This window comes from Crocinitomix catalasitica ATCC 23190 (genome assembly GCF_000621625.1).
Taxonomy (GTDB): domain Bacteria; phylum Bacteroidota; class Bacteroidia; order Flavobacteriales_D; family Crocinitomicaceae; genus Crocinitomix; species Crocinitomix catalasitica.
The window spans coordinates 1-25587 of the sequence record NZ_JHXV01000042.1; the positions used below are offsets into that span (position 1 = coordinate 1).

Genomic DNA, 25587 nt, shown 5'->3' on the forward strand with positions numbered 1-25587 from the left:
ACCTAACCCCGAATACTGAAAAGGTGCTATGACCCTGTAGGGGTCACATATAATCCGATCCTCATACGGCTATCAGCCGAACAAAATAAGCAAAGGTGACCTCTTTCATCTTTGATCTTTTGTCATGCCATCTTTTGTCTTTTTGCGTTAGGGATTGAAGTGGATATCCTTTTATCTGTCCATCCGCCTGAGGCGGACGGACAGGTAAAAGATTAGAACGGAAAGCCCGACTTCGCCTCAGATCATTGAGCATAGCCGAAATGATCTGAGACGGAGAACGCCCAAAGTATAACGCATAAAAAAAGGAGACCATTAATGATCTCCTTCTCCAATTCAATATTATTTATTAAGATAAAATCGTAACTGATCGATCTCATCCAGCATGAGCTGGCCTAAAGACTATCAACTAACGACTCTAGACTACATTCATAACGAACGAACGATCACCCATTGTCCTGTTGAGATTAACCCTTCAGCTTGTTTGAATTTCACTTCTTTGGTTTCTCCACTTTGTAAATTTCTGATTTCAACTTTATCGTTTCTACCAATTTTTTGTTCTGCAACAATTGGTTCACGTTTTGGTTTTGGTCGACCACCAGCATTTTCTCTTGCCTGATCATAACCTTCACTTCCAGAAAACTCCTCTACTCTACTTTGTTCTTTAGCATTACTAAAAGCGCCACCTGAATTTCCTTGGTCGTTTTGTGTAACAACAGGTTGTTCAGTCGCTGCTTTTTGAGGTAGATCAGATTTCGCTAAGAAAGAAACAACTTCTTTACTCATCTTACCAGTCATCCCCTTAAACAATTCGTATGATTCTTTTTTATAAATAACCAAAGGATCTTTTTGCTCAATTGATGCATGTTGAACAGCTGTTCTCAAATCATCCATTTGACGTAAATGCTCTTTCCACTCATTGTCAATAAAACCTAAAGTAATCATTTTCTCAATTTGCTTTTTAAGAATTTTACCTTCTGTATTAAAGCCTTCTTCAAGATTTACTATGGTATTGATTGATTTGATGCCATCACTAATAGGCAACATCATATTTTTATAACGCTCACCTTCGTTTTGATAAACTTGCGCAATAACAGGTTTAGCCATCTCACAAATTCTATCTGCTTTATCTTCATAAGCATTCATTGCTTGATCGTAAATTGAGTCAATCAATTTTCCTGGATCAATACTCTCAAATTCGTCACGTGTAACTGGTGATTGAATTTTTAAATATTTTACTAAATCTAATTCGAAATTATCAAAATCTCTTTTTGGGAAGTGATCATTTACAACCTCTTCAGCAACATCATAGAACATATTAGAAATATCTAATTCTAATCGATCTCCATATAATGCATTTCGTCTTTTTCTATAAATGGCATTTCTTTGCGCATTCATTACATCATCATATTCCAATAATCGCTTACGTACACCAAAAGCATTCTCTTCCACTTTTTTCTGTGCACGCTCAATAGATTTAGAGATCATAGAATGCTGAATTACTTCACCTTCTTTATACCCCATTTTATCCATGATCTTTGCAATTCTATCTGATCCGAATTTACGCATCAAATTATCTTCCAAAGAAACGAAGAACTGAGAAGATCCTGGATCACCTTGACGACCAGCACGACCTCTTAACTGTCTATCGACACGTCTTGAATCATGTCTTTCTGTACCGATGATCGCTAAACCACCAGCTGCTAATACTTCTTTTGATAATTTAATATCGGTACCACGACCAGCCATATTCGTTGCAATGGTTACACGACCAGTATGCCCTGCTTCCGATACAATTTCTGACTCTTTTTTATGGTATTTGGCATTCAATACATTGTGACTGATTTTTCTCATATCAAGCATTCGGCTTAATAATTCTGAAATCTCTACTGTTGTTGTACCCACTAATACTGGACGACCAGCCTCAACTAGTTTATGAATTTCATCAATAACTGCGTTGAACTTCTCACGTTGTGTTCTAAATACTAAATCTTGTTGGTCATTTCGTTGAATTGGTCTGTTAGTAGGAATTACAATCACGTCCAATTCGTAAATATCCCATAATTCCTGCGCTTCAGTCTCTGCAGTACCGGTCATCCCCGATAATTTATGGTACATTCTGAAAAAGTTTTGCAATGTAATTGTCGCATACGTTTGTGTAGCTGCTTCAATTTTCACATTCTCTTTCGCTTCAATTGCTTGGTGTAATCCATCAGAGTAACGTCTACCGTCCATGATACGACCAGTTTGCTCATCGACTATCATTACTTTGTCATCCATGATTACATACTCAACTTCTTTTTCGAATAATGAATATGCTTTTAACAATTGATTGATGGTATGAATTCTTTCAGATTTTACAGTAAAATCTTGTATTAAAAGTTCTTTCTCATTCAATAACTCTTCTTGACTTAATCCTTTTTTCTCAATTTCATTGATTCCAGATGCTAAATCAGGCATGATGAAATAATTACGATCTTCTCCTGATGATAAAAGGTCAATTCCTTTTTCAGTCAATTCAATTGTATTGTTTTTTTCGTTAATTACGAAATACAATTCCTTATCAACTTTAGGCATTTCCTTTTCACGATCTTGCAAGTGATAGTTTTCAGTTTTTAATAATTGTGCTTTTATTCCACCTTCACTCAAATACTTAATTAATGCTTTATTTTTAGGAAAACCTCTATAAGCTCTTAATAAAGCAACACCACCATCGAATAAGGCATCTTTATCAACTTCACCCGTATCTAAACCTTTTAATTTAGCTTTTGCCTCAATCAATAAATCATTTACTAACTTTTTCTGAGCAGCAACAATTTTTTCAATTTTTGGCTTTAATTCTGTAAACTCATGCTTATCTCCACCAGACATTGGTCCCGAAATAATTAATGGTGTTCTTGCATCATCAATTAAAACTGAATCGACCTCATCAATAATTGCATAGTGATGTTTTGTTTGCACAATTTCATCTGCTTTAGACGACATATTGTCTCTCAAATAATCAAAACCAAATTCGTTATTCGTTCCAAAAGTAATATCCGCTTTATACGCTTCTTTTCTTTCTGGTGAATTTGGCTTATGTCTATCAATACAATCTACAACTAAACCGTGGAATTCGTAAATTGGCCCCATCCATTCTGAATCTCGTTTTGCCAAATAATCATTCACTGTAATTAAGTGAACGCCTTTACCTGCTAATGCATTTAAATATACTGGCAAGGTTGCAACCAATGTTTTTCCCTCCCCTGTTTGCATCTCTGCAATATTTCCTTTATGTAAAACTGCTCCACCATATAATTGCACATCATAGTGAACCATATTCCATGTTACTGGCGTACCAAAAGCATTCCATGTAGTTGCCCAAATTGCTTTATCACCTTCTAGTTTGATATGATCTTTTTTGCCTGCTAAACGAACATCATTATCTGTTCTAGTTACCTCAACAAAGTCATTGTCAGCAAAACGACGCGAAGTTTCTTTAATTACAGCAAAAGCTTCTGGAAGAATCTCGTCTAAAGTGATTTCAATTGTTTTATCAATTTCCTTTTTTAACTTATCAATTTGACTGTAAATAGCCTCTTTATCTTGAAAATCCATTTTTGGATTGTCATCAACTTGCTTGTTTAATTTAGTGATCTCATCTTCTAAATCTTGTTTATCCTCTTGAATTCGAGCTTTAAACTCAGCTGTCTTAGCCCTTAATCCGTCATTCGACAACTGTTTAATTGCCGCTTCAACAGCCAAAACGCTATCAACATATGGTTGATATTTTTTATCATCCTTCTTCGACTTATCCCCTATCAACTTCTTTAAAATTCCTAACATTCTATCTCAAATTATATAATTCGCCCAAAAATAACGAGTTCTCTTGATTTATAAACTATTTCATCGAAATATCTCCGATTTAATTATTGTTAGTCAGATTTCATACCAAACAATAATTTACGACATTCTGTCTGTTATTTCAAATACCCTCTGAATAAATGTCGGATATTCGTCAAACAAAGTTTTTGCAAAAAAAAAGACCCGCTCAAGGCAGGTCTTTATTTTTAATATTCATCTTCATTAAAGAAAAAATCATCTTTGGTCGGATAATCTGGCCAAATCTCTTCTATACTTTCGTAAGATTCGCCTTCATCCTCAATTTCTTGTAGGTTTTCTACAACCTCTAATGGAGCTCCTGTCCGCATAGCAAAATCAATTAACTCGTCTTTTGCTGCCGGCCAAGGTGCATCTTCTAAATATGAAGCCAATTCCAACGTCCAATACATAACCGTTTTTTTATTTCAATTTTCCGCAAAAGTAATTTTATTACTCAGAAATACAAGTTTATTATTGACTTTTTTATTAATTATTTTAATTTCGGCTGCCAAGCCACCTCTTTTGCATTTAATTTATGTGTCAAATAACGACTGTAAACAAAGAGATAATCACTCAATCTGTTTAAATAAGCAAGTATTAATGGATTGATTGGTGATTCGACATTTAAATGTGTCACTAACCTTTCTGCCCTTCTACAAACACATCTCGCTATATGACAAAACGAAACAGTTTCATGCCCTCCTGGTAAAACAAAGTTTTTCATAGGTTCCAATTGTTCATCCATCCAATCTATTGAATTTTCAAGAGCCAAAATGTCAGACTCATGAATCTCTGGCAATTGCATTTTTCCTTTTTCAGGATCAGATGCCAACCAACTTCCCATCGTAAATAATCGATCCTGGATTTGAATTAACTCCTCAGTGAATCGCTCCTCAATTGATTTGTCTCGCAACAAACCAATATAAGAATTCAATTCATCTACTGTTCCATACCCTTCAATACGAATATTATATTTTGGCACTCTTGTCCCTCCAATTAAACCTGTTGTGCCTGAATCTCCTTTTTTTGTGTAAACTTTCATCTTTAATATTTTAAAATAAAATCCTGTTTGCGTTGCTTTTGTTTTTTACAGACTATGCCCATTCTAAACAAATCCATACTCACATGAATTTTATCTAATTTTTTAATCTCCTCCCATGCTTTGGTCATTCCATCGCTCCAGTAAATATCATCAAAAACTATAAAACTGTCCTCATCAGTATGCTTTAAGGCGAATTCAAAATATCGCATCGTTGGCTCATACGCATGGTTTCCGTCTATATAAATAAGATCGAATATTTTGTCAGGATTGATCTTATTGCCTAAAACCGTATCAAAATCACCTATCAATAAATCAATATTATCAAGATTTAACGCGTCAAAATTTGCCTTTGCCTTTGCTGCAATATTTGGACAACCCTCTATCGTTGTTAATCTTGGTGAATTGGATGCCGACACCATATATGCTGATCCTATTCCCATCGAAGTCCCCAATTCTAACAACTCCTTGCAATTATAAAAGCCAATAATAGCTTGAATTAACCTGCCGAATTTAGGTGGAATACTAGCCGATTTTGTAATTTCATTAATCTTTCGTTGGGTGGATTTTGAGGATTTCGATCCTGCACCTAAATCACTCACCTCAACTATTGATTGGTCTTTAATTAACGACTTTCTTAATTTTTCAATTCGATTTTCATTCCGCTTTTTGGCCGATTTAACCACCTTGGTATAGAATTCATATACGAACGGAGAATGCAATCCGTGGGCATTCACGCTTTTAAATCTGTATTTTAAATAGGATTTTAACATTGTGACGACAAAAATACTAGAAAGAAACTTATATTTATCCTCTTTAAAGTTTAATCAATCGGATCTTAATGAACCTGGAAGAAAAAATCAATCTACAAAAATCGAAATTACAAAACGGCAATCCAACTATTGAATTGTCTCACCCCTGTAGAATTGGGAATGGAATTATTAGTTTAAGTCAGTCTGACAGTATTGAATCTGCTAAAAAATTCGAACAACTCATTAAAGATTTAGAGGTTTATTTTTTCATTCCTGCCAGCGGTTCTGGTTCAAGAATGTTCGGATCCCTTTTTGACTTTATTAAAGACGGCGCTCCTAATGATGACACAATCGAATTCATTGAGCACTTATTAAATAGTATTGAGGACTTTGCTTTTTATAATAAATTGTCCCTAGAGGTTAAAAATAAATTAAAATCTGGTGAAATTGAAGTGAATCAATTCATCGAATTATTGATCACCGAAAAAGGCTTTAATTTTGGCCATTTGCCAAAAGGATTGATCCCTTTTCATAAATATGGTCATTTTATATTGAACCCTTTTCAAGAACATATATTACAAGGCACGCAAATATCTGGTGATAAAGCGAATTTTCACTTTACTATTGCCGAACCTTTTGAAGACAAGATTAAACACAGCATTAAAATTCTACGTGAAATAACTGGATTTGATTTCTCATTCGAATTTTCGCTACAAGATCCAGCAACCAACTCTATCGCATTTACAGAAGGTATGGAACCGGCCGTTAACGATTCTGGGAATGTAATTATGCGACCTGCAGGACATGGTGCTTTATTAAAGAATTTGAATGATATCCAAACCGATTTAATTTTCATTCGAAATATTGACAATATTCAACACAACAATTTTGCGGAGGTTTCAATTCAAACACGAAAAGCATTAGGAGGTGTTTTAGTTGAATTTCAACAACGTGCATTTAAGATCCTTCAATCAATTGATAATAATACTTATCAACCGGAGGAATTTATTGAGTTGAACAAGAAATTTGACCTACAGGTAGACCAAGTTTTATTTGATCATCCTGAAGAAATTTACAAAATTTTAAATCGTCCGATTCGAATATGCGGAATGGTTAAAAACGAAGGGCAACCTGGTGGTGGTCCATTTTGGATAAAAGATACGGACGGTAAATTATCTAAACAGATTGTTGAAAAGTCTCAAATTTCTACAAATTCTAAGCAATTAGGTATTTTGATAAAATCAACTCATTTCAATCCAGTTGAAATTATTTGCGCTCCTAAGAATTATAAAGGAGAAAAATTTGATTTATTTGATTTTAGAGATGAGAACAAATATTTTATTGTGAAGAAAAATGCCCAAGGTCAAGATGTTAAGTTTATTGAAGAACCTGGACTTTGGAATGGCGGCATGGCGAAATGGACAACCTTATTTTACCAAATAGATAGCAATTGTTTCAGCCCTGTTAAAACAGTCTTAGATCTATTAAAACCATTACATCGCGAGAAGTAAGTTTTGTGTATCATATAAAAAGAGGACCAAACGAATTCGATCCTCTTTAATTTTTTGTGATATTTTTATTTCTCAAACTCAATAAAATCTATTAAGCCTGTTTAATAAATTGAGCATCTATCGTTAACTTTATTTTATCCGAAACAACAATATTCCCTGCTTCAGTAATTGCACTCCACGATAAATTGAAATCCTTTCTATTAATCTCTCCAGTTATTTCAAACCCAGCTTTAGTTTGCCCATAAGGGTCTACCGCTGTTCCATTATAATCTACATCCAAAACCACGGACTTAGTTATATCTCTTATCGTTAAATCACCTTTTAAAGTTGATCCGTCAAATGCGTTTGACTTGAATTTCATCGTTGGGAATTTCTCAGCATTGAAAAAATCATCAGATTTTAAATGATTATCCCTATCTGTATTATTCGTTGTTATCGAATCAATATTCACAGCAACGTTAATTTCAGCCTCCTTAAAGTCATCATTTTCTGTTTCAATATTAGCTTCAAAGTTTTCAAACTTTCCTGAAACTGTTGAAATCATCATGTGTTTTACTTTGAAAGCAACATCTGAATGTGTTGGGTCTATTACCCATTTTGTTTTTGTTAATGTTTCCATTTTTATCTTTTTTTAATCGTTATTTATTGTATTTGCATAGGCACTTCCATGAGAAGGACTTTTGCCTTGTTTTTAATTGTAATTTTTAACTCATCAGTATCCCACAACCCCATTCCATCTCTTTGGTTTAATTGATTATTATTAATTTCAACTTCACCCGAAAGCACAAAAACATAAACACCATTTGTACTATCATTTAAATGATACTGAACTTCTTTAGCCTTGTCAAAATCGCCTAAACTAAACCATGCGTTTTGATGAATCCAAACACCTGCATCATCAACGTTGGGAGATAGAATTTGATGCAATTCATTCTTCTTTTTATCTGTCTCAAGTTTTAATTGATCATATCGGGGTGTGACATTTTTCTTATTCGGGAATAACCATATCTGTAAAAATTTTGCTGTTTCGTCAGCACTTTTATTGTATTCGCTATGAAACACACCTGTACCTGCACTCATTACCTGAATATCGCCTTCGTTTATAACTGCAACATTCCCCATATCATCCTTATGTTCCAATGCACCGGCTAACGGAATTGATATAATTTCCATATTGTCATGCGGATGGGTTCCGAACCCTCTTCCTCCTGCTATTATATCATCATTCAAAACTCTTAAAACACCAAAATGCATTCTTTCTGGATTGTGATAATTGGCAAAACTAAATGTGTGATGAGAATTCAGCCAACCATGATCTGCATGACCTCTTGTATTTGCCTTGTGAATTACTGTTTTCATCGTTTTTATCTCCTTATTAGGTAAATGATTAAATCCAACTTGATCAATTAATTGATCATATGTAGATGAAGAGTCACTAGCTTTTAATAACCTTGGACTAATTGTACTAATCGCTCCTGCGATCAATGTGCTTTTTAAAAATCTCTTACGATCCATCTGTCTGATTAATTGAACAGTACAAAGTTCGCAAGCTTTTAATAAAATTAGGATACAATAAAACGGGAAAGGATTACAAAAATCCGATATAGGGAAATGCTAAGTAGAATTTGGAGGGTATTACTTAAGATTTTTAAATTGAATTGGAGAACTACCTGTCTCTTTTTTAAAGAAAGCACTGAAATGAGAAGCTTCACTGAAACCTAATTCATACCCTATTTCTTTAGCAGACTTATCGGTGAAAAAAATCAACCTTTTGGCCGCAATAATTATTCGACTCTGAATATATTCTTTAGCGGTTTTTCCAATCAAACTTTTAATAGTTCTATTTAGATGATCAGGACTTATATGCATTGCAGCAGCATAATCAGCGGTACCATGCCATTCTTTATAATGTTGATCAACTAATAATTTAAACTTCTTAAGCGAAGAATTTCCTGCTTCTATTTCATGAGGACCTCTTTCATTTTGGGTACAGGCATTATTACAATGAATAAGGAATATCTTTAAGTAGGCTCCAATTGTTTGTGACTGGAATGATTGATTTGAGTGAAATGTTTTAATAATAGCTTCAGCCAAATCAATTAAATTTTGCTGCTGCTCATCTGAAATAATCAAAGGAGGGCTTTGACCATAATCATAAAACAAATTTAGATTATCAATAAAATTTCTTTCAATATTGTTTTCCACTAAAAATGCATTTGAAAAAACCATGGCATACCCGTCAGATCTTTCATGCTCAATCACTTGATGAACTTGACCAGGGCTGATAAAGAAAACTTGTTTTTCTCCCAGTTCGTAAGCATTAAAATCTATAATATGTTGTCCAGCAGATTTGTTTACGAGAATTACGGTGAAAAAATCATGTCGATGTGGCTCATCGACTTTTCCTTTATGTTTGTCGTAAACATCCCCCATTCTTGAGATACTAAAACTAACTTCGGGTTTCTCTCGATTGACATTTTGATATATTTTAATTTTGTCCATTAAAAGGATTGTAATAAAAAGTATTAAAAATTCGTTACCTTGGAATACGCTTTTTATCGGTGTGTTCAAATTTACGAAATCAATCTTAACATTGAATACATATTAACAAATCATAATTTAAATGAAATACTACATCTACTTACTTACTTTTTCTGTCTTATTATTTTCTTCTTCCCTTCTATATAGTCAAGGCCGCGTTGACGGATTTTACAAAGGTAAAGGCGCTTTAGAAATTGGTATTGGTGGTGGCATTGAAGTTCATAAAAAATACTTTGCAGGTACTAATAGAGTCGGTATTTCAAGAACAATTTTTAACGCTAATTTGTTTGGCGCTTACGGTATTACCAAAGGTTTTGATGTTTATTTTGGATTGCCTTATGTAGCGATCAATAAAGTTAAATCAATTCAAGACGGAAGTATTTATCTTAAAAAATTGCTTTTAAATGTAGGTTTAGATAAAAGTGATTTACAAGTCAGTTTTGCATTTGGATACAGTAGTAATCTCGCAGAATATGTATCAGAAGGCTTGAGTGCAATTGGGCAAAAAGCCAAAGTATTAGATTTTCGACCAGTAATTCATTTAAATATGGAATCAAATTGGTTTGTGACGCTACAAGGTGCATATCTCTATAAATTTGATCCGGTGCCTCCCGCTGTAACAGCCGCTTTAAAACTAGGTAAAGCAACAGCTAAATATTATTTTGATTTTTGGTATGACTTTCAAAACACATCTGGCGGATTGGACTATCAAGGCACACCAACTCCCGACACTTTTAGAAAACTAGGTGTTAGTTATCATAAAGTTGGTGGTACTTTTTATCAACCACTTGGTAATAAATTTGGTTATTATGTTGGTGCAAGCACTGTAATTACAGGAAGAAATATTGGACAAGGAACAAGTCTTAATATAGGTTTTATTATTAAAGGTTAAGAACTACAAGACAACATTGAGCAGCCGATCTTTTCTTTTGCCCATTCGGGTCTTTTCACAAACCATTTTTCATTTTCAGGTTGTTCGTCATAAGGTTGTTTTAATAATTGAAACAATTCATCAATTATCGAATAATCACCGTTGTCTGCAGCATCAATAGCCAATTGTGCCATATAATTTCTAAGCACATATTTAGGGTTGATTTTATTCATGCGCTCTATACGATCTGTATCGGATATTTCCTCGACTTTTAAACGTTCTGCATATTGATTAATCCAACTCGTCCAATCATTTACAAAGTTTTGAAAATGGACCTTGTCCATATATGTTTGTTCATAAAGCCGATCTAACGTAGCTGCTCGATTTTCTAAATCAAATTTATTTAAATCTCGAAAAAATAAGGTCATATCAATCTCAGAACGATACAATAATTTTTCCAATTCATTCATGAGTTGATCATCTCCTTCAACCATCGTAAACAAACCTAATTTACTTAAACGCATGACTAAATGTTCCGCCTGAAAATCATCTCTAAACCCTTCTAGTACTTTTTCTAAAGCAGGTACATCCTCGATTAAAGGATACAAAGCATTCGCCAATTGTGTTAAATTCCACAGAACAATTGAAGGTTGATTTCCAAATCGATATCGTTTGTGTTGCGCATCCGTTGTATTTGGTGTCCAACCTGGATCAAAATTCTCTAACCAACCATAAGGACCGTAATCAATGGTTTGACTCAATATCGACATATTATCAGTATTCATAACACCGTGTACAAAACCTACTCTTTGCCAATTCAAAACCATCTCTTTTGATTGATTGGCAACAGTTTGAAAAAAGGCTAAATAAGATGCTCGATTCGGCTCCCCAAGTTCTGGGTAAAATTGTTGAATGGTATAATCAGTTAAAACTTTTAAATTATCGACATCGCCTCGCGCTGCTAATAATTGAAAATTACCAAAACGAATAAAACTAGGCGCAACTCTACAAACCACAGCGCCCTTTTCATAATCAGCATTGCCATTGTAAAGCATGTCACGCAAAACCTCATCACCAGTTAAAGAAAGTGATAAAGCACGAGTTGTTGAAATTCCAAGATTATACATTGCTTCACTCATTAAATACTCTCGAATGGACGATCGTAATACTGCAAATCCATCAGCGCCTCTTGAATATGGCGTTGGACCAGATCCTTTTAATTGCAGAACATTCCGATTATTATTGTATTCAATTTCGGCGATATTGATCGCACGACCATCTCCTAATTGTCCTGCCCAATTTCCAAATTGATGTCCGCCATAACACATGGCATAAGATTCCATTCCTTCAAATTGAGTCTGCCCAGTCATTAAAGCCAAAAATTGATCGTCCGACAGATTATCTAATCCCAATTCAACTTTTAAAACCTCAGAGCTATGCAGCAGTACAGGCTTTTTTGGAATTACAGGTTTTACAAATGAGAAACAAGCTTCCTCTACTTGCCTCGGCCTATTCTCTCTGTTTTTATCCGCTGGCAATTCGTTTGTGAAAGTCGAATTGATTTTGAACTTTTGATTTTTTATCATTTTGAATTCCTTAATATCTGTCTTGATTATCCCTCTTCTAATACTTTGACGTATAATTCGACCTAAATTTACAAGTATTCGTGAGTTTATAAGTCCTACCTTAAAGAAAGAACCTTATTATCTAAACAATTCAGTTAACTTTGTACTACATATATATACATGACATTGAAAACATTCAAAGATTTAAATCTTGTTGAGCCAATACTAAAAGCTTTAGTAACTAAAGGCTACACAAATCCAACTCCAATTCAAGAAAAGTCTATTCCAATTTTACTTAACGGAACAGATTTATTAGGTTGTGCACAAACCGGTACGGGTAAAACTGCCGCTTTTGCTATTCCTATTATACAACAGTTATATTTAGACGAACATCGAAATAAAACACATAGAAAAATTAAAGCACTAATTGTAACACCTACACGTGAGCTAGCGATTCAAATTGCAGATAATTTCACTGAATATGGTGAGAATGCTGACATTAGAAATACAGTTATTTTTGGTGGTGTTAAACAAGGTGCTCAAACAAATGCCTTGAGACGTGGTGTTGATGTTTTAGTCGCTACTCCTGGTAGATTATTAGATTTGATGGGACAAGGTTTTATCAAATTGAATGATATAGAATATTTTGTTTTAGATGAAGCCGATCAAATGCTTGACTTAGGTTTTATTCATGACATTAAAAAATTACTAACTAAGCTTCCTGCAAAAAGACAATCTTTATTTTTCTCTGCTACAATGCCAAAGAGTATTGTTGAATTATCTGAGAAAATTTTAGGTAAATACGAGCGCGTTACAATTTCGCCAGATAAGCCTACAGCAGAAAAAGTTGAACAAGCGCTTTATTTTGTAAGTAAAGAAGACAAACCAAAATTACTTGTCGATATATTAAGATCTGAAGATGCAGCGAGTACTTTAGTTTTTGCAAGAACTAAACACGGTGCCGATAAAGTTGTTAGATTATTAAGTAAGGCGAAAATTACAGCGCAAGCCATTCATGGTAATAAATCACAAAATGCACGTCAAAATGCATTGTCTAATTTTAAAGATGGCAAGACAAAAGTTTTAATTGCAACAGATATTGCTGCGAGAGGAATTGATGTTTCTCAATTAGAACTTGTTGTGAATTATGATTTACCAAATATTTCAGAAACCTATGTTCACCGTATCGGTCGAACAGGACGAGCGAAAGCAAGTGGTAAAGCCATCTCTTTTTGTGATTTAGAAGAAAGACCGTATTTAAAAGGTATTGAAAAACTGATCAAACAACAGGTTCCTGTTATTAAAGATCATCCTTATGTTGATACGCGAAAAGATTCTGAAATTGTGGGTCTAAAAAAACCTTCACAAGGTAATAGGAACAACAAACCAAAGTCAAATAAGAAGCCAGGGCAATCGGGCAATAAAAATGTTTGGAATAGACGTAAACCAAGAAACTAGATTTATACAATCTAGTTTCCTAAACTTATAGTTTTTTGGACTTAATTCGAATAAATAAATACCTTACTGAAGCTGGCTACTGTTCTCGTAGAGCAGCGGATAAGCTTATTGATCAAGGCCGTGTCAAAATCAACGGGAAAGTGCCAGAATTAGGTACTAAAATAAACTCCACAGATGTTGTAACCGTTGATGGTAAAGAAATTAACAAACCCAAAGAAGAGTTTGTTTACCTTGCTTTTAATAAGCCCATTGGAATCGTTTGTACAACAGATACGCGTGTTGAAAAGGATAATATTATCGATTATATTAATTATCCTAAACGTGTATTCCCTATTGGTCGACTTGATAAACCGAGTGAAGGCCTTATCCTATTAACCAATGACGGAGACATCGTTAATAAAATACTTAGAGCTAGAAATAATCACGAAAAAGAATATATCGTGGAAGTTGATAGGGCTATTAGTGATCTTTTCTTGAAGCGGATGCGCAATGGGTTACCTATTTTAGATACCATTACCCGTAAATGTAAAGTAGAACAAATTAGTAAATTTAAATTTAGAATTATTCTAACACAAGGATTGAATCGACAGATTAGAAGAATGTGTGAATACCTAGATTATAATGTGACTAAATTAAAAAGAATAAGGATCATGAATATTAAGTTAGATGTTCCTACTGGTCAATATAGAGATTTAACTAATAGCGAATTAACTGAAATTAACGCCCTAATTTCAGATTCTCAAAAAACAAATTAGTTGAATACTAACAAATATTCAATTAATTATTCGTAACTTAAATTCGGAGAAATACATTTTTAACAGCTTGTATTTTGCATTTTAAAATATCTGATTATTAAGATATTCCCTCCCAATTCGTTGGAAAAAATTATGAAAGAAAATAAAGATTTAAAATTGGCTGTCTTAATAGACGCCGACAATATACCATATTCTAATATTCAAGGAATGTTAGATGAAATTGCAAAATTAGGTACACCTACAATTAAACGAATTTATGGTGACTGGACCGCTCCGACTGTTTCTGGTTGGAAACCAGCATTATTAGAACATGCCATTACCCCTATTCAACAGTACGGCTATACTAGAGGTAAAAATGCGACCGATTCTGCAATGATCATTGATGCTATGGATATTTTACATAGCGAAAAAGTAGATGGATTCTGTTTAGTATCAAGTGATAGTGACTTTACAAGATTAGCAACCAGATTACGGGAATCAAGCATGGTTGTAATTGGTATTGGTGAAAAAAAAACACCAAAACCGTTTATTGTAGCATGTGATAAGTTTATATATATTGAAATTATTAGTGGAGCGAGAACTGGAGCCAATAAAACTAAAAAAACAACGACAAAAAGTACCAAAACAGCTAATGCTAAATTTGATACTTTAAGTGCAAGTTTTATAAATTTAATTCGCCGCTCTATAGAAGATATCGCGGACGATAATGGCTGGGCTTCGATGGCGGATTTGGGGAATTTAATATTGAAGAAAAAACCTGATTTCGATCCTCGGAACTATGGCTTTCAAAAATTAACACCTATGATTCAATCACTGAATGACAATTTTGAAATCGATGCAAGAGAAGCTGATGATAACAAAAGAATTAAGCATATATATGTAAAAAACAAGGATTAAAATGCCAATAATTCATCTGGAAACCATAATAAATAAGAATAAAACGGTAGTATTTGATATGGCCAGAAGTATTGACTTGCATAAACTTTCTATGCGCAGTACAAATGAAGAGGTGATATCAGATAAAACTACCGGTCTACTCGGCTTAAATGAAACAGTAATTTGGAGGGCAAAACACTTCGGTATATATCAAAACTTAACTTCAAAAATTACCGAAATGGATCCGCCGCATTCGTTTACCGACGAAATGGTAAAAGGCGCGTTCAAGAGCTTTAAACATATTCATGTTTTTGAAGAACTCAACACCGAAAGCACTTTAATGAAAGATGTTTTTGAATTTGAAGCACCTTTGGGAATTCTGGGTATCACAGCTAATAAACTATTCTTAAAAAAATATATGAAGCGGCTTTTAATGAGAAGAAATAAAGTGCTTAAGAAGTACTGTGAAATGAATTCGTGATTAATACCAACGTTTTTTCTTCTTTTTAGAAGCTTCAGATTTTCTTCCTTTTTTATATTTACTTCCTTTTTTACGATGAACCTGTGGCTTTTCGTTTGGATCCATTGGGAAAGGATGATCTTCAACAACTGGCACTTCAAAATGCGTATATTTCTGAATCGCTAATACGTAATCTCTTTCATCTGCACCGCAAAACGAATGCGTTGTTCCTACCTCACCTGCTCTACCCGTGCGACCAATTCTATGAACGTATGTTTCTGGTACATTAGGTAAATCAAAATTAATAACAGCATCTAAATTTTCTACATCGATCCCTCGCGAAGCTACATCCGTTGCAATAAGAATGTTAATCTCTCCACTTTTTAACTGATTTAATGCTTCTTGTCGTTTGGCTTGTGTTTTATCGCCATGTATACTCGCAGCTTTATAATTGTTCTTTAAGAGTGTCTCTTCTAATTTTATTACCCCAAAAATAGTTCGACGGAAAATAATAATATTCCCCTCAATTGAATTTCTCAGTAAATGTAAACAAAGTTCGATTTTATTCGCTTTAGAAACATAATACATCAATTGATTGATATTTTTTACGGTTCTATTTCGACTCACCAATGAGATAATTTCTGGATCTTTCAAAATAGTCTTTGCCAACCCTTCAACCTTCATAGGCATTGTTGCAGAAAACAAAGCGGTTTGCTTAGATTCAGGTAATAAAGTCTCTATTTTTTGGACATCATCAATGAATCCCATGTCCAGCATTAAATCTGCCTCGTCAATGATAAAATTATCTACCCAATCAAAATTTATCTTTTCCTGTTTAAATAAATCTAACAGTCTACCAGGAGTAGCCACCAAAATGTCTATCCCTTTTTTTAATTCATTCACCTGATAATCCATTTGCACCCCACCGTAAATAACCGAAGAGGTAATATTGGTGTATTGCGCGAATAATTTGATCTGATCATTTATTTGAACAGCCAACTCACGTGTAGGACTAATGATTAAAGCACGAATTTTCTTCCCTTTTTTAACCACCATCTTATCTCGCAACATCCCTTCAAGAATGGGTAAAACAAAGGCTCCTGTTTTTCCAGAACCAGTTTCTGCGGATGCTATGATGTCCTTATTCTGAAGCATTAATGGTATAACACGCTCTTGAATTGGAGTTGGTGCTTTAAAATTAAGTTCTGAAACTACTTTAAGTAATAAGTTATTTAATCCTAGCTCTATAAAATGCATATTTGTCTTGATTGATCAGGAGGCACAAAGATACTTGAATTTGCCGTTGTACAATAATTTAAGTTAAACTAGTCCATAAAAACGCTGTCAATCAATTTTAATTGAGGTAAATAAAAATAATTTTCTAATTTTGTAATACGAATCACAGAAATAAAACAATGAAGCTTAATATCACAAATAAAATTTATGACGTTTGTCCACAACAAAACAATCGCCGGAGATGCCAATTGATATGATATTAAACCAACAATTTTATATAAAAGAGCTCGACGGTCACGTCGGGCTCTTTTTTTTTACCCCTAATCAATTAATTAAATGAAACAACTTACATCATTTTACATCAATTCATTTAAAGATCTCTCCAAAGAGGTTTGGTGGCTTGCTTTAGTAACTCTCATTAATAGAGCTGGAACTATGGTGATTCCATTTTTATCATTATACCTTACCGAAAGTTTATCCTATTCATTGTCTGATGTAGGTTGGATTATGAGTTCGTTTGGTGTTGGCTCTGTTGTTGGTTCGTGGATTGGTGGCAAAATGGCCGACAAAATCGGTGCTTACAAAACGATGGTATTTAGTTTAATACTTTCAGGATTTATCTTTATCGGATTACAATATATTACAACTTTTATTGAGTTCTGTATTGGTGTTTTCGTACTTATGGTTGTTGCTGATATGTTCCGACCAGCACTTTTTGTTGCTCTGAAAGCATACAGTAAACCACAAAACAAAACGCGGTCAGTAACTTTAATTCGATTGGCTATAAATTTAGGTTTCTCTGCTGGACCAGCCATTGGAGGTTTAATCATTGTAAAATTAGGGTATGGTGGTTTATTTTGGATTGATGGTATTTCATGTATAATTGCAGGATTTTTATTAATGAATGTCCTGAATCCGAAAAGAGCAATCGCTATAGATGAAACAATTGTTGAACACCCAAAATCAGCTTATACTGATAAAAAATATTGGTTATTTATTGGTGCAACAATATTATTTGCAATTGGGTTCCTTCAATTTTTCTCTACTATTCCACTCTACTATAAAGGTCCAAATCAATTGAGTGAATTAGAAATAGGATTACTTTTTGCTGGGAATGGTTTTCTTATTTTCTTATTTGAAATGCCTTTAATAAAATGGCTTGAGGATGCGAAAAAATCGGCGGTACTATTAATTCTAATCGGTGTAATATTTATTGCCTTAAGTTTCTTGGTGATGAATTTAACTGATTGGGTAGGAATCTTAATCATTTCTATGTTATTGATTACGATTGGTGAAATGATTGCTTTTCCGTTTTCAAATTCATTCGCAATGGAACGCGCCAATAGAGGAAAACAGGGAGAATACATGGCCTTATATAGCATTGCATTTTCCATTGCCCATATATTTAGTCACAATCTTGGTCTACATTTAGTAGAAGATTATGGATTTGCTGTATCGTGGTATTTCTTTGCTGGATTGAGCCTATTATCTGTCTTCTTTTTATTCCTCTTGCATAAAACCAAATAAAAGGGAATATTGTCTAAGAAGCTAAGTCCACTGCTCTAAAATCTACTGAAGCCATATATCACAGCTGCGCTTAATTGATGAAATCTAAATCAGCATATTAGCAATCACAACCGCCAGCTGAACCGCATGCTTTTGTCGAGTTTTCAGACTTCTTGGCTAAATATTTTTTATACCATCTATAGCCGTAGAATAGCAGTGCTAGACCAAAAAGTGTATAAACGATATAAGTTTGGATATTTTCCATTAGCTTAATAATTGGAATGCGATAAGTGCTGAAAAGTAAGCCAATAAGGACATATATATAAATTGAATACTCGTCCATCTAAGTGACTTCGTTTCTTTATAAGTTACAGCCACTGTACTCATACATTGTAAAGAAAATGCGTAAAACAATAATAAGGAAACGCAAGTTGCTAATCCAAACACAGGTAAACCAGTTGTCGGGTTTACTTCATTTCTTAAGCGATCGCGAATCGTCATTTCTTCTTCAGAGTCGATGGCGTATATAACCGATATTGTTCCTACAAATACTTCTCTAGCTGCTAAAGAGGTAATTATTGCTATGCCTATTTTCCAATCGTAACCCAATGGTTTTAAAACAGGCTCGATAGCTTGGCCCATAATACCTAAATACGAATTTTCAATTTTATATGAGCTAATCAAAACGTCTTGCTCTTCGATGCTCAAATCACGGTATTCGGTTTTAATTGTTTCATCTGCCCCTTTAAAAGCGTCGCCTCCGTTTGTCGCCAAAACGAATAATATAATAGCTGTAGCAATGATAATCTTACCAGCATTCCATACAAACGCTTTTACATTATGCCACACTCGAATCAATACATTTTTTGGATCTGGTCTTAGATATTCAGGCATTTCCATTAATAAATAACTCTTATAAGTAGGCTTCATTATCATCTTCAAAACGAAAGCAACAATGAAAGTCATCATAATTCCAAGTAGATATAGCGCCATTAAAGCCAATCCTTGCGCATTAAATATCCAAACATTTAGATCATCAGGGACGATTAAAGCAATAATCACAACATACACAGGTATTCTAGCCGAACAAGTTAATAATGGCGTGACAAGTATTGTAATCAATCGTTCTCTGCTGTTCTCTATCGTTCTTGCAGCCATAATAGCTGGAATGGCACATGCTAATCCAGAAATCATTGGTATAATACTCTTACCGCTCATTCCAAAACGCTGCATCAGTCTGTCTGTTAGGTATACAATCCGAGACATATAACCGGATTCTTCAAGAATAGAAAACAATAAAAATAGAATGGCTATTTGAGGAATAAAAATAATCACACCTCCTAATCCAGGAATAAGACCTTCAGTTAGCAACCTTGTGAAATATCCTTCAGGTAATAGGTTATTTACGCCCGTTGAAAGATTAGCAAAGCCCATATCAATTAGATCCATTGGATATGAAGCCAACCAAAAAATTGCTTGAAAAATTCCGAAAAGTATTAATCCAAAAATAATATATCCAAAAATTGGATGAAGAAAAATTCGATCTAATCGGGTTGTTAAGTCTGTTGCTTCAGATTTATCAACCTTAACAGTATCGGATAGAATAGTATTGATATGTTTATATCTGAGGATGGAAGAATTCGTTTTTAATCGTCTTTGATCAATTTCGTTGTCTTTAAGGAATTTCTCCTTCATTAATTGATCAGCCTCAGATAATTCCGTTTTACTCGTCAATTCAAGGAAATAGGCATAAATATCATTCTGATCAAAAAAACTATTCCGAAAAGATGCGTATTCATGTAAAGTTGAAATCTCATCTTCTTGCAAGTAATGAATTTCACGTGACTCGATCGTTTGATCTGCACACATAAATCCCTTTAGTTCGTCAATTCCATCAGAGTTCTTAGCTGAAATTAAAACAATTGGAATTTGTAATCTCTTTTTTAACTCGTCTATGTCAATTGCCACACCTCGCTTAAGCGCAAGATCTGTCATATTAATTGCCAGAATGATAGGTACGTTTAAGTCGCGAATCTGATCGAATAAATAAAGGTTCCTTTTTAAATTAATTGCAGATACCACCACGATCAACTTATCGGGATAGTCAATTGCTTTTTTATTCAATAAATATTTTACCACTAATTCTTCATCTTTAGAATTAGGGAACATACTATTGATCCCAGGTAAATCAATTAATTCAATTTCTCTGCTGACATTATTTACTTTTCCGATTTTTTTATCGATCGTAACACCTGGGTAATTTCCTGTTCGTTGATTTAAACCACATAACTTATTAAACAAGGTGGTTTTACCAATATTAGGATTACCGACAAGAGCTATTTTAATTGGATTTGTTGTTCTATTCATTCTACAACGATAAAAGCAGCTTCTTTAAATCTTAAGGCGATACGATTATTATCAATTTGAATGAAGATTGGTCCTTTAAATGGAGCTCTGTTTAAAATGGAAAAAGCTACCCCTGGCAATATGCCAAATTCAGCCAATTTAGTTGAGACAGGATTTTCAAGGACATCAATAATTTTCCCCTTCATACCTTTTTTAAAATCCGACAACTTAATTTCCATTTTTTGTTATTTGGAACAAATATAAATAATTTAGATTGAGAAGATTCGAAGTTCAAAACTAAAGCGTTTAAAATGATCGAAGAATACCACAAAAGTGGTATAGATAACAAAAAAAGCAGTTATACTCAAACGAATATAACTGCTTTTTTTATAAATTATTTTTTTATAGGAACTTAAAGTTCTTTCCCGGATAATAGGCCATTCCAGCTAATTCTTCTTCAATTCTAAGCAATTGATTGTATTTAGCAACTCTATCAGATCTAGATGCAGAGCCTGTTTTAATTTGACCGGTATTTAAAGCAACAGCCAGATCAGCAATAATACTATCTTCTGTTTCACCACTTCTATGACTCATTACTGAAGAATAGCCATTTCTTGTAGCCATACTAACTGCGTCAATTGTTTCAGATAAAGTACCAATTTGATTCACTTTTACTAAAATTGAATTGGCAATACCTCTTTCAATACCAGTTGCAAGTCTTTGAGAGTTTGTAACAAACAAATCGTCACCTACAATTTGTACATCTTTTCCGATTGCGTCAGTCAGTAATTTCCAACCATCCCAATCATCTTCAGCTAAACCATCTTCAATAGAGACGATCGGATATTTTTTCGTCCAATCTTTCCAGAAATCAACCATTTCAGCTGATGTTCTAGATTCTCCAGTTGATTCAAAAACGTACTTCCCTTCTTTATAAAATTCAGAAGAAGCAGCGTCTAAAGCAATATATACATCTTCACCTGGTCGGTATCCTGCTTTTTCAATCGCTTCTAAAACGACTTCAATCGCTTCATCATTTGATCCTAAACTAGGAGCAAAACCACCTTCATCACCAACATTTGTACTATGTCCTTTTTTCTTAAGAACTGATTTTAAAGTATGGAATATTTCAGTACCAATTTGTAAACCTTCACTGAATGTTTTTGCCCCAAAAGGCATCACCATAAATTCTTGAATATCAATCTTATTATCAGCGTGTGATCCTCCATTTAAGATATTCATCATTGGAACAGGAAGAGTATTTGCTCCTACACCTCCAATGTATCTATACAACGGTAATCCGGATTCTTGTGCTGCAGCTTTTGCAATGGCTAATGATACACCTAAAATTGCATTGGCTCCTAATTTACTTTTATTCTCTGTACCATCTAGGGTACGCATATAATTATCTAATCCTGCTTGATCATAAATGAATTGCCCTTCTAGTGCTTCATTTAAAACCGTATTCACATTATTTACAGCTTTAATAACACCTTTACCCATATAGAAACCTTCGTCCCCATCGCGTAATTCAACTGCTTCATGAATTCCTGTAGATGCTCCTGAAGGCACAGCGGCTCTTCCTAAAACACCATTAGTTGTCAAAACATCAACTTCAACCGTAGGATTCCCTCTCGAATCTAAAATTTGTCTTGCACTAATTTTTGCAATATAACTCATACTGTAATTTTATTATTAATTTCTATATTGAATTAACTATTCATATTGTCAATAAACTGATCGAATAAATAACGAGAATCATGTGGCCCTGCAGAGGCTTCTGGATGATATTGAACCGAAAATATTTTACGATCATTAAATTTAATCCCCGCAACAGTTTCATCATTTAAATGAACATGCGTCATTGTAATATTTGAATGATCTGCAATTGAATCTTTCGTCACAACAAAACCGTGGTTTTGAGAAGTGATTTCAGATTTACCGGTAATTAAATTCATTATCGGATGATTAATTCCTCTATGCCCGTTATGCATTTTTTCAGTTTTAAGACCTTGTCCTAAAGCTAAAATTTGGTGACCTAAACAAATTCCAAAGATTGGAATTCCACTTTCAGTCATCTCTTTAACGTTTTGAATTTCGTTGTGCATAACAGCTGGATCTCCAGGTCCGTTAGACAACATAATCCCATTTGGATTAAAAGCTTTAATTTCTTCCAGCTTTGTGTTTTGTGGATATACTTTCACATAACAATCACGTTCAACTAAACATCTTATGATATTTTGTTTCACACCAAAATCCATCAAAGCAACTTTATACTTAGCGTCGGGATTTCCTACTTCATAAATTGAAGAAGTACTCACTTTCGAGGCTAACTCTAATCCATCCATTGATGGGACGTCTTTTAATTTTGATTTCAGAACTGATACATCTAATTCTTCAGACGATATAATTGCATTCATTGCACCTTTATCTCTAATATGTCTTACTAAAGCACGAGTGTCAATGTCAGCAATTCCTACCACATTATCATTATCCATATAGTTCTGTAAAGAATCATCAGCAGAGACCCGAGAGTACATCTGAGAAAACTTTTTAGTGACAAGACCAGCAATTTTGATAGAGTCAGATTCAACTTCATCATTTTTGATACCGTAGTTACCGATATGCGCGGTTGTCATTATAAGGATTTGATTGTAATAAGAAGGATCTGTGAATACTTCTTGATACCCGGTCATCCCGGTATTAAAAGCAATTTCTCCTGATGTGGTACCAATTTTACCAATAGCTCGTCCGTTAAAAACCGTTCCGTCTTCTAAGACAAGTGCAGCTGGTTTATACTCCATTTGTTATTAGTTAAATTTAAGAACCTATGCATTCAGGTTCCATTTTAAAAAAACTTATTTCGATGCAAAGTTAGAATTAATCAACTTCTAAAAAAGCATTCTTTATAACAAATTATAAACATTACCACATTTCAAGAGGAAAAGTGTTGTTTTCGCTTTAAAATTGGGGATCTAGAAATTTTTAGGACAAAAAAAAAGAGGCTGCCCCGAAAGGCAACCTCTTCTTATTATTATTTATTACCCTACTATTGTACGATAATTTTTTCTACTGTTACTTTAGAATCTGATATTACCGTTACAAAATAACAACCTCTTGCGAAAGAACTAGCATCTAAAGATACTCTTACTTCGCCGTCAGCTCCAGTGTTTCCGTTATAAAGATCTTGGATAACCATTTGACCTCTATCACTTACCACGTGAACTATTACGTCTTCATTTGCTTCTGCAGTAATCAAAATCTGCGCATTAGCTAAAACTGGGTTTGGTGCCACAGCTATATGAACTAATCCTCTGATTCCTTCATCAACTAGAGAAACTGTAATCTCAGAAGTACATCCAGCAGCATCAGTTACTGTCAATGTGTAGTCACCTGCACATAATCCAGAAACATCTTCTGTGTCAGCACCGTGAGACCAAGAGTAAGTGTAAGGTGCAAGACCACCACCTACTTCTACAGCAATCACACCATCACAGATACCATCTAATGATACTTCAGATAACTCGATCTCGATTTCAGAATTTTCGTCAATAAAGATTTCGTCAGAACTGATTTCACAACCGTTAGCATCAGTAACTGTCACACTATATGCACCAGCAGTCAAATCTGAAGCCGTTGCAGTAGTTTGACCATCACTCCATAAGTATGCATATGGTGCAGTACCACCTGTTACAGCAGCAGTAGCAGATCCGTCAGTTGAACCATAACAAGCAACATCTACAGTAGACATTGAAAGCTCAAGTGCATCTGGCTGTCTGATAAACACACTAGCAGCTGCAGTACAACCATTAGCATCAGTAATTGTTACTACTCCTCCTCCTGCTGATAAATTAGTAGCAGGGTTCTCAGTTGAAACAATTACACCACCTTGTCTCCACGCATAAGTATAAGGAGCTGTTCCACCCGTTGGGTAAACAGTACCAGTACCTGTTGCAGATCCATAGCATAATACGTTAGTTGAAGATGCAAATCCATGTAAATGTTCTGGCTCAAGAATTTCAACTTCTTCTTCAGAAGAACATCCATTCGCGTCAGTTACAGTTACAGAATAAGTTCCTGCTTCTAAACCACTGATTGTAGCAGTAGTTTCACCGTTACTCCATAAGTAAGTATAAGGTAAAACTCCACCTTCAGCAGATACAGTTGCAGAACCATTACTACTTCCGAAACAAGTAATGTCTGTTGAGACAATATCAAGTTCGATAGCAGCTGGATCAGAAACTTCGAAAGTTTCAGATAATTCACATCCGTTAGCATCAGTTACTGTTACAGTATATATTCCTGCAGGAAGACCTGCAACAACAGCTGTAGTTTCACCATTACTCCATAAGTAAGTATAAGTTGGTGTACCACCTGTTACCGTAACATTAATAGAACCTTCAGATTCACCATAACAATAGTTATCGTAAACATCAGCCTCTATAACTAGAGCCGAAGGCTCAGTAATAGTTACTTCTTCAGTGATAGTACATCCATTAGCATCAGTTACGTCTACTGAATAAGTACCAGCAGCTATATCAGTAATTGATTCAGTTGTAGCACCGTTACTCCATAAGTAAGTATAAGGAGCTGTTCCACCACCCACATAAGCAGTTGCTGTTCCAGACTCATCACCATTACAGTTTAGATCAGTAGATCCTAATTCAATCGTTAACATTGCAGGCTCTGTAATTGTTACAGTTTCACCTTCAATTGTACATCCATTAGCATCAGTTACTACTACTGAGTAATCTCCAGCAATTAAGCCATCGATTGTCATTGTAGTTTCACCGTTACTCCATAAGTATGTATA

Annotated in this window: 22 protein-coding genes; 7 read left to right on the forward strand and 15 right to left on the reverse strand. The window is 34.3% G+C overall.

From position 1 onward, the window contains the following. Nucleotides 1-426 precede the first annotated feature (426 nt). The 4 genes from secA to T367_RS0117550 all read right to left on the reverse strand — a co-directional run bounded on the left by secA (nucleotide 427) and on the right by T367_RS0117550 (nucleotide 5634). The gene (gene secA, locus T367_RS0117535; RefSeq protein ID WP_027421019.1) at nucleotides 427-3822 is read right to left on the reverse strand and encodes a preprotein translocase subunit SecA; all 3396 of its coding nucleotides are present in this window, start codon (nucleotides 3820-3822) and stop codon (nucleotides 427-429) included. A 224-nt stretch (nucleotides 3823-4046) separates the two neighbouring features. Next, entirely contained in the window at nucleotides 4047-4268 is a 222-nt protein-coding gene (locus T367_RS0117540) for a DUF2795 domain-containing protein (RefSeq protein WP_027421020.1), read from the reverse strand. An 80-nt stretch (nucleotides 4269-4348) separates the two neighbouring features. Continuing rightward, a complete protein-coding gene (locus tag T367_RS0117545) occupies nucleotides 4349-4900 on the reverse strand; it encodes a cob(I)yrinic acid a,c-diamide adenosyltransferase (RefSeq protein WP_027421021.1) in 552 nt (183 codons plus the stop codon). A gap of 2 nt (nucleotides 4901-4902) precedes the next feature. Next, entirely contained in the window at nucleotides 4903-5634 is a 732-nt protein-coding gene (locus T367_RS0117550) for an O-methyltransferase (protein WP_169736084.1), read from the reverse strand. A 104-nt stretch (nucleotides 5635-5738) separates the two neighbouring features. Here T367_RS0117550 and T367_RS22945 point away from each other — a divergent pair, with 104 nt between their 5' ends. Continuing rightward, nucleotides 5739-7160 (forward strand): DUF4301 family protein, encoded by a 1422-nt coding sequence (locus T367_RS22945; protein WP_051568649.1) that lies wholly within the window; start codon nucleotides 5739-5741, stop codon nucleotides 7158-7160. Nucleotides 7161-7251: 91 nt separating this feature from the next. On the opposite strand, the gene T367_RS0117560 is transcribed toward T367_RS22945, so the two are convergent. The 3 genes from T367_RS0117560 to T367_RS0117570 form a co-directional block, all read right to left on the reverse strand. Beyond that, on the reverse strand, nucleotides 7252-7779 hold the full coding sequence (locus T367_RS0117560; RefSeq protein ID WP_027421023.1) for a YceI family protein: 528 nt from the start codon (nucleotides 7777-7779) through the stop codon (nucleotides 7252-7254). 23 nt (nucleotides 7780-7802) lie between these two features. Then, nucleotides 7803-8519, reverse strand: a complete 717-nt coding sequence (locus T367_RS0117565; RefSeq protein WP_211252729.1) for a pirin family protein — start codon at nucleotides 8517-8519, stop codon at nucleotides 7803-7805. A 276-nt stretch (nucleotides 8520-8795) separates the two neighbouring features. Beyond that, nucleotides 8796-9662 (reverse strand): AraC family transcriptional regulator, encoded by an 867-nt coding sequence (locus T367_RS0117570; protein ID WP_051568650.1) that lies wholly within the window; start codon nucleotides 9660-9662, stop codon nucleotides 8796-8798. A gap of 121 nt (nucleotides 9663-9783) precedes the next feature. Between T367_RS0117570 and T367_RS0117575 the strand changes: the two genes are divergently transcribed. Beyond that, nucleotides 9784-10593 (forward strand): hypothetical protein, encoded by an 810-nt coding sequence (locus tag T367_RS0117575; protein ID WP_027421026.1) that lies wholly within the window; start codon nucleotides 9784-9786, stop codon nucleotides 10591-10593. Here the strand turns inward: T367_RS0117575 and T367_RS0117580 are convergent. Further along, nucleotides 10590-12158: a protein adenylyltransferase SelO gene (locus tag T367_RS0117580; RefSeq protein ID WP_394331579.1), complete on the reverse strand. Its 1569-nt coding sequence runs from the start codon at nucleotides 12156-12158 to the stop codon at nucleotides 10590-10592. The two genes, T367_RS0117575 and T367_RS0117580, sit on opposite strands and share 4 nt — an antisense overlap. Nucleotides 12159-12317: 159 nt before the next feature. Here T367_RS0117580 and T367_RS0117585 point away from each other — a divergent pair, with 159 nt between their 5' ends. From T367_RS0117585 to T367_RS0117600, 4 genes are all read left to right on the forward strand, one after another. Beyond that, the gene (locus tag T367_RS0117585; RefSeq protein WP_035845585.1) at nucleotides 12318-13595 is read left to right on the forward strand and encodes a DEAD/DEAH box helicase; all 1278 of its coding nucleotides are present in this window, start codon (nucleotides 12318-12320) and stop codon (nucleotides 13593-13595) included. A 35-nt stretch (nucleotides 13596-13630) separates the two neighbouring features. Beyond that, on the forward strand, nucleotides 13631-14350 hold the full coding sequence (gene rluF, locus T367_RS0117590; protein ID WP_027421029.1) for a 23S rRNA pseudouridine(2604) synthase RluF: 720 nt from the start codon (nucleotides 13631-13633) through the stop codon (nucleotides 14348-14350). A gap of 132 nt (nucleotides 14351-14482) precedes the next feature. Next, entirely contained in the window at nucleotides 14483-15247 is a 765-nt protein-coding gene (locus T367_RS0117595) for an NYN domain-containing protein (protein WP_027421030.1), read from the forward strand. Between the two features lies 1 nt (nucleotide 15248). Further along, a complete protein-coding gene (locus tag T367_RS0117600; protein WP_027421031.1) occupies nucleotides 15249-15707 on the forward strand; it encodes an SRPBCC family protein in 459 nt (152 codons plus the stop codon). Here T367_RS0117600 and T367_RS0117605 read toward each other — a convergent pair whose 3' ends face one another. Then, nucleotides 15708-16943, reverse strand: a complete 1236-nt coding sequence (locus tag T367_RS0117605) for a DEAD/DEAH box helicase (protein ID WP_027421032.1) — start codon at nucleotides 16941-16943, stop codon at nucleotides 15708-15710. Between the two features lie 315 nt (nucleotides 16944-17258). Here T367_RS0117605 and T367_RS0117610 point away from each other — a divergent pair, with 315 nt between their 5' ends. After that, nucleotides 17259-18449, forward strand: a complete 1191-nt coding sequence (locus T367_RS0117610; RefSeq protein WP_027421033.1) for an MFS transporter — start codon at nucleotides 17259-17261, stop codon at nucleotides 18447-18449. Between the two features lie 97 nt (nucleotides 18450-18546). Here T367_RS0117610 and T367_RS24965 read toward each other — a convergent pair whose 3' ends face one another. From T367_RS24965 to T367_RS22950, 6 genes are all read right to left on the reverse strand, one after another. After that, a complete protein-coding gene (locus T367_RS24965; protein ID WP_157454295.1) occupies nucleotides 18547-18693 on the reverse strand; it encodes a hypothetical protein in 147 nt (48 codons plus the stop codon). Beyond that, nucleotides 18693-20795, reverse strand: a complete 2103-nt coding sequence (gene feoB, locus T367_RS0117620) for a ferrous iron transport protein B (protein ID WP_027421034.1) — start codon at nucleotides 20793-20795, stop codon at nucleotides 18693-18695. Before feoB ends, T367_RS24965 begins: the two co-directional genes overlap by 1 nt. Then, on the reverse strand, nucleotides 20792-21013 hold the full coding sequence (locus T367_RS0117625; protein ID WP_027421035.1) for a FeoA family protein: 222 nt from the start codon (nucleotides 21011-21013) through the stop codon (nucleotides 20792-20794). Before T367_RS0117625 ends, feoB begins: the two co-directional genes overlap by 4 nt. 163 nt (nucleotides 21014-21176) lie before the next feature. After that, complete coding sequence (gene eno / locus T367_RS0117630; RefSeq protein ID WP_027421036.1) at nucleotides 21177-22454, reverse strand: phosphopyruvate hydratase; 1278 nt, start codon at nucleotides 22452-22454, stop codon at nucleotides 21177-21179. Nucleotides 22455-22486: 32 nt separating this feature from the next. Further along, nucleotides 22487-23578 (reverse strand): glutamine-hydrolyzing carbamoyl-phosphate synthase small subunit, encoded by a 1092-nt coding sequence (gene carA / locus T367_RS0117635; protein WP_027421037.1) that lies wholly within the window; start codon nucleotides 23576-23578, stop codon nucleotides 22487-22489. A 245-nt stretch (nucleotides 23579-23823) separates the two neighbouring features. Next, nucleotides 23824-25587, reverse strand: a 1764-nt coding sequence (locus tag T367_RS22950) for a T9SS type A sorting domain-containing protein (RefSeq protein ID WP_157454296.1), incomplete at its 5' end; no start/stop codon positions are given.

Excerpts from the sequence above, each read along its gene's own strand:
- T367_RS0117545 (WP_027421021.1), bottom strand. The coding sequence starts at position 4,900 with ATGAAAGTTTACACAAAAAAAGGAGATTCAGGCACAACAGGTTTAATT.
- T367_RS0117600 (WP_027421031.1), top strand. The coding sequence starts at position 15,249 with ATGCCAATAATTCATCTGGAAACCATAATAAATAAGAATAAAACGGTA.
- secA (WP_027421019.1), bottom strand. The coding sequence starts at position 3,822 with ATGTTAGGAATTTTAAAGAAGTTGATAGGGGATAAGTCGAAGAAGGAT.
- carA (WP_027421037.1), bottom strand. The coding sequence starts at position 23,578 with ATGGAGTATAAACCAGCTGCACTTGTCTTAGAAGACGGAACGGTTTTT.
- T367_RS0117580 (WP_394331579.1), bottom strand. The coding sequence starts at position 12,158 with ATGATAAAAAATCAAAAGTTCAAAATCAATTCGACTTTCACAAACGAA.
- T367_RS22945 (WP_051568649.1), top strand. The coding sequence starts at position 5,739 with ATGAACCTGGAAGAAAAAATCAATCTACAAAAATCGAAATTACAAAAC.
- T367_RS24965 (WP_157454295.1), bottom strand. The coding sequence starts at position 18,693 with ATGGAAAATATCCAAACTTATATCGTTTATACACTTTTTGGTCTAGCA.
- T367_RS0117570 (WP_051568650.1), bottom strand. The coding sequence starts at position 9,662 with ATGGACAAAATTAAAATATATCAAAATGTCAATCGAGAGAAACCCGAA.
- T367_RS0117575 (WP_027421026.1), top strand. The coding sequence starts at position 9,784 with ATGAAATACTACATCTACTTACTTACTTTTTCTGTCTTATTATTTTCT.
- T367_RS0117565 (WP_211252729.1), bottom strand. The coding sequence starts at position 8,519 with ATGAAAACAGTAATTCACAAGGCAAATACAAGAGGTCATGCAGATCAT.
- T367_RS0117585 (WP_035845585.1), top strand. The coding sequence starts at position 12,318 with ATGACATTGAAAACATTCAAAGATTTAAATCTTGTTGAGCCAATACTA.
- T367_RS0117560 (WP_027421023.1), bottom strand. The coding sequence starts at position 7,779 with ATGGAAACATTAACAAAAACAAAATGGGTAATAGACCCAACACATTCA.
- T367_RS0117625 (WP_027421035.1), bottom strand. The coding sequence starts at position 21,013 with ATGGAAATTAAGTTGTCGGATTTTAAAAAAGGTATGAAGGGGAAAATT.
- T367_RS0117610 (WP_027421033.1), top strand. The coding sequence starts at position 17,259 with ATGAAACAACTTACATCATTTTACATCAATTCATTTAAAGATCTCTCC.
- feoB (WP_027421034.1), bottom strand. The coding sequence starts at position 20,795 with ATGAATAGAACAACAAATCCAATTAAAATAGCTCTTGTCGGTAATCCT.
- eno (WP_027421036.1), bottom strand. The coding sequence starts at position 22,454 with ATGAGTTATATTGCAAAAATTAGTGCAAGACAAATTTTAGATTCGAGA.
- T367_RS0117605 (WP_027421032.1), bottom strand. The coding sequence starts at position 16,943 with ATGCATTTTATAGAGCTAGGATTAAATAACTTATTACTTAAAGTAGTT.
- T367_RS0117595 (WP_027421030.1), top strand. The coding sequence starts at position 14,483 with ATGAAAGAAAATAAAGATTTAAAATTGGCTGTCTTAATAGACGCCGAC.
- T367_RS0117540 (WP_027421020.1), bottom strand. The coding sequence starts at position 4,268 with ATGTATTGGACGTTGGAATTGGCTTCATATTTAGAAGATGCACCTTGG.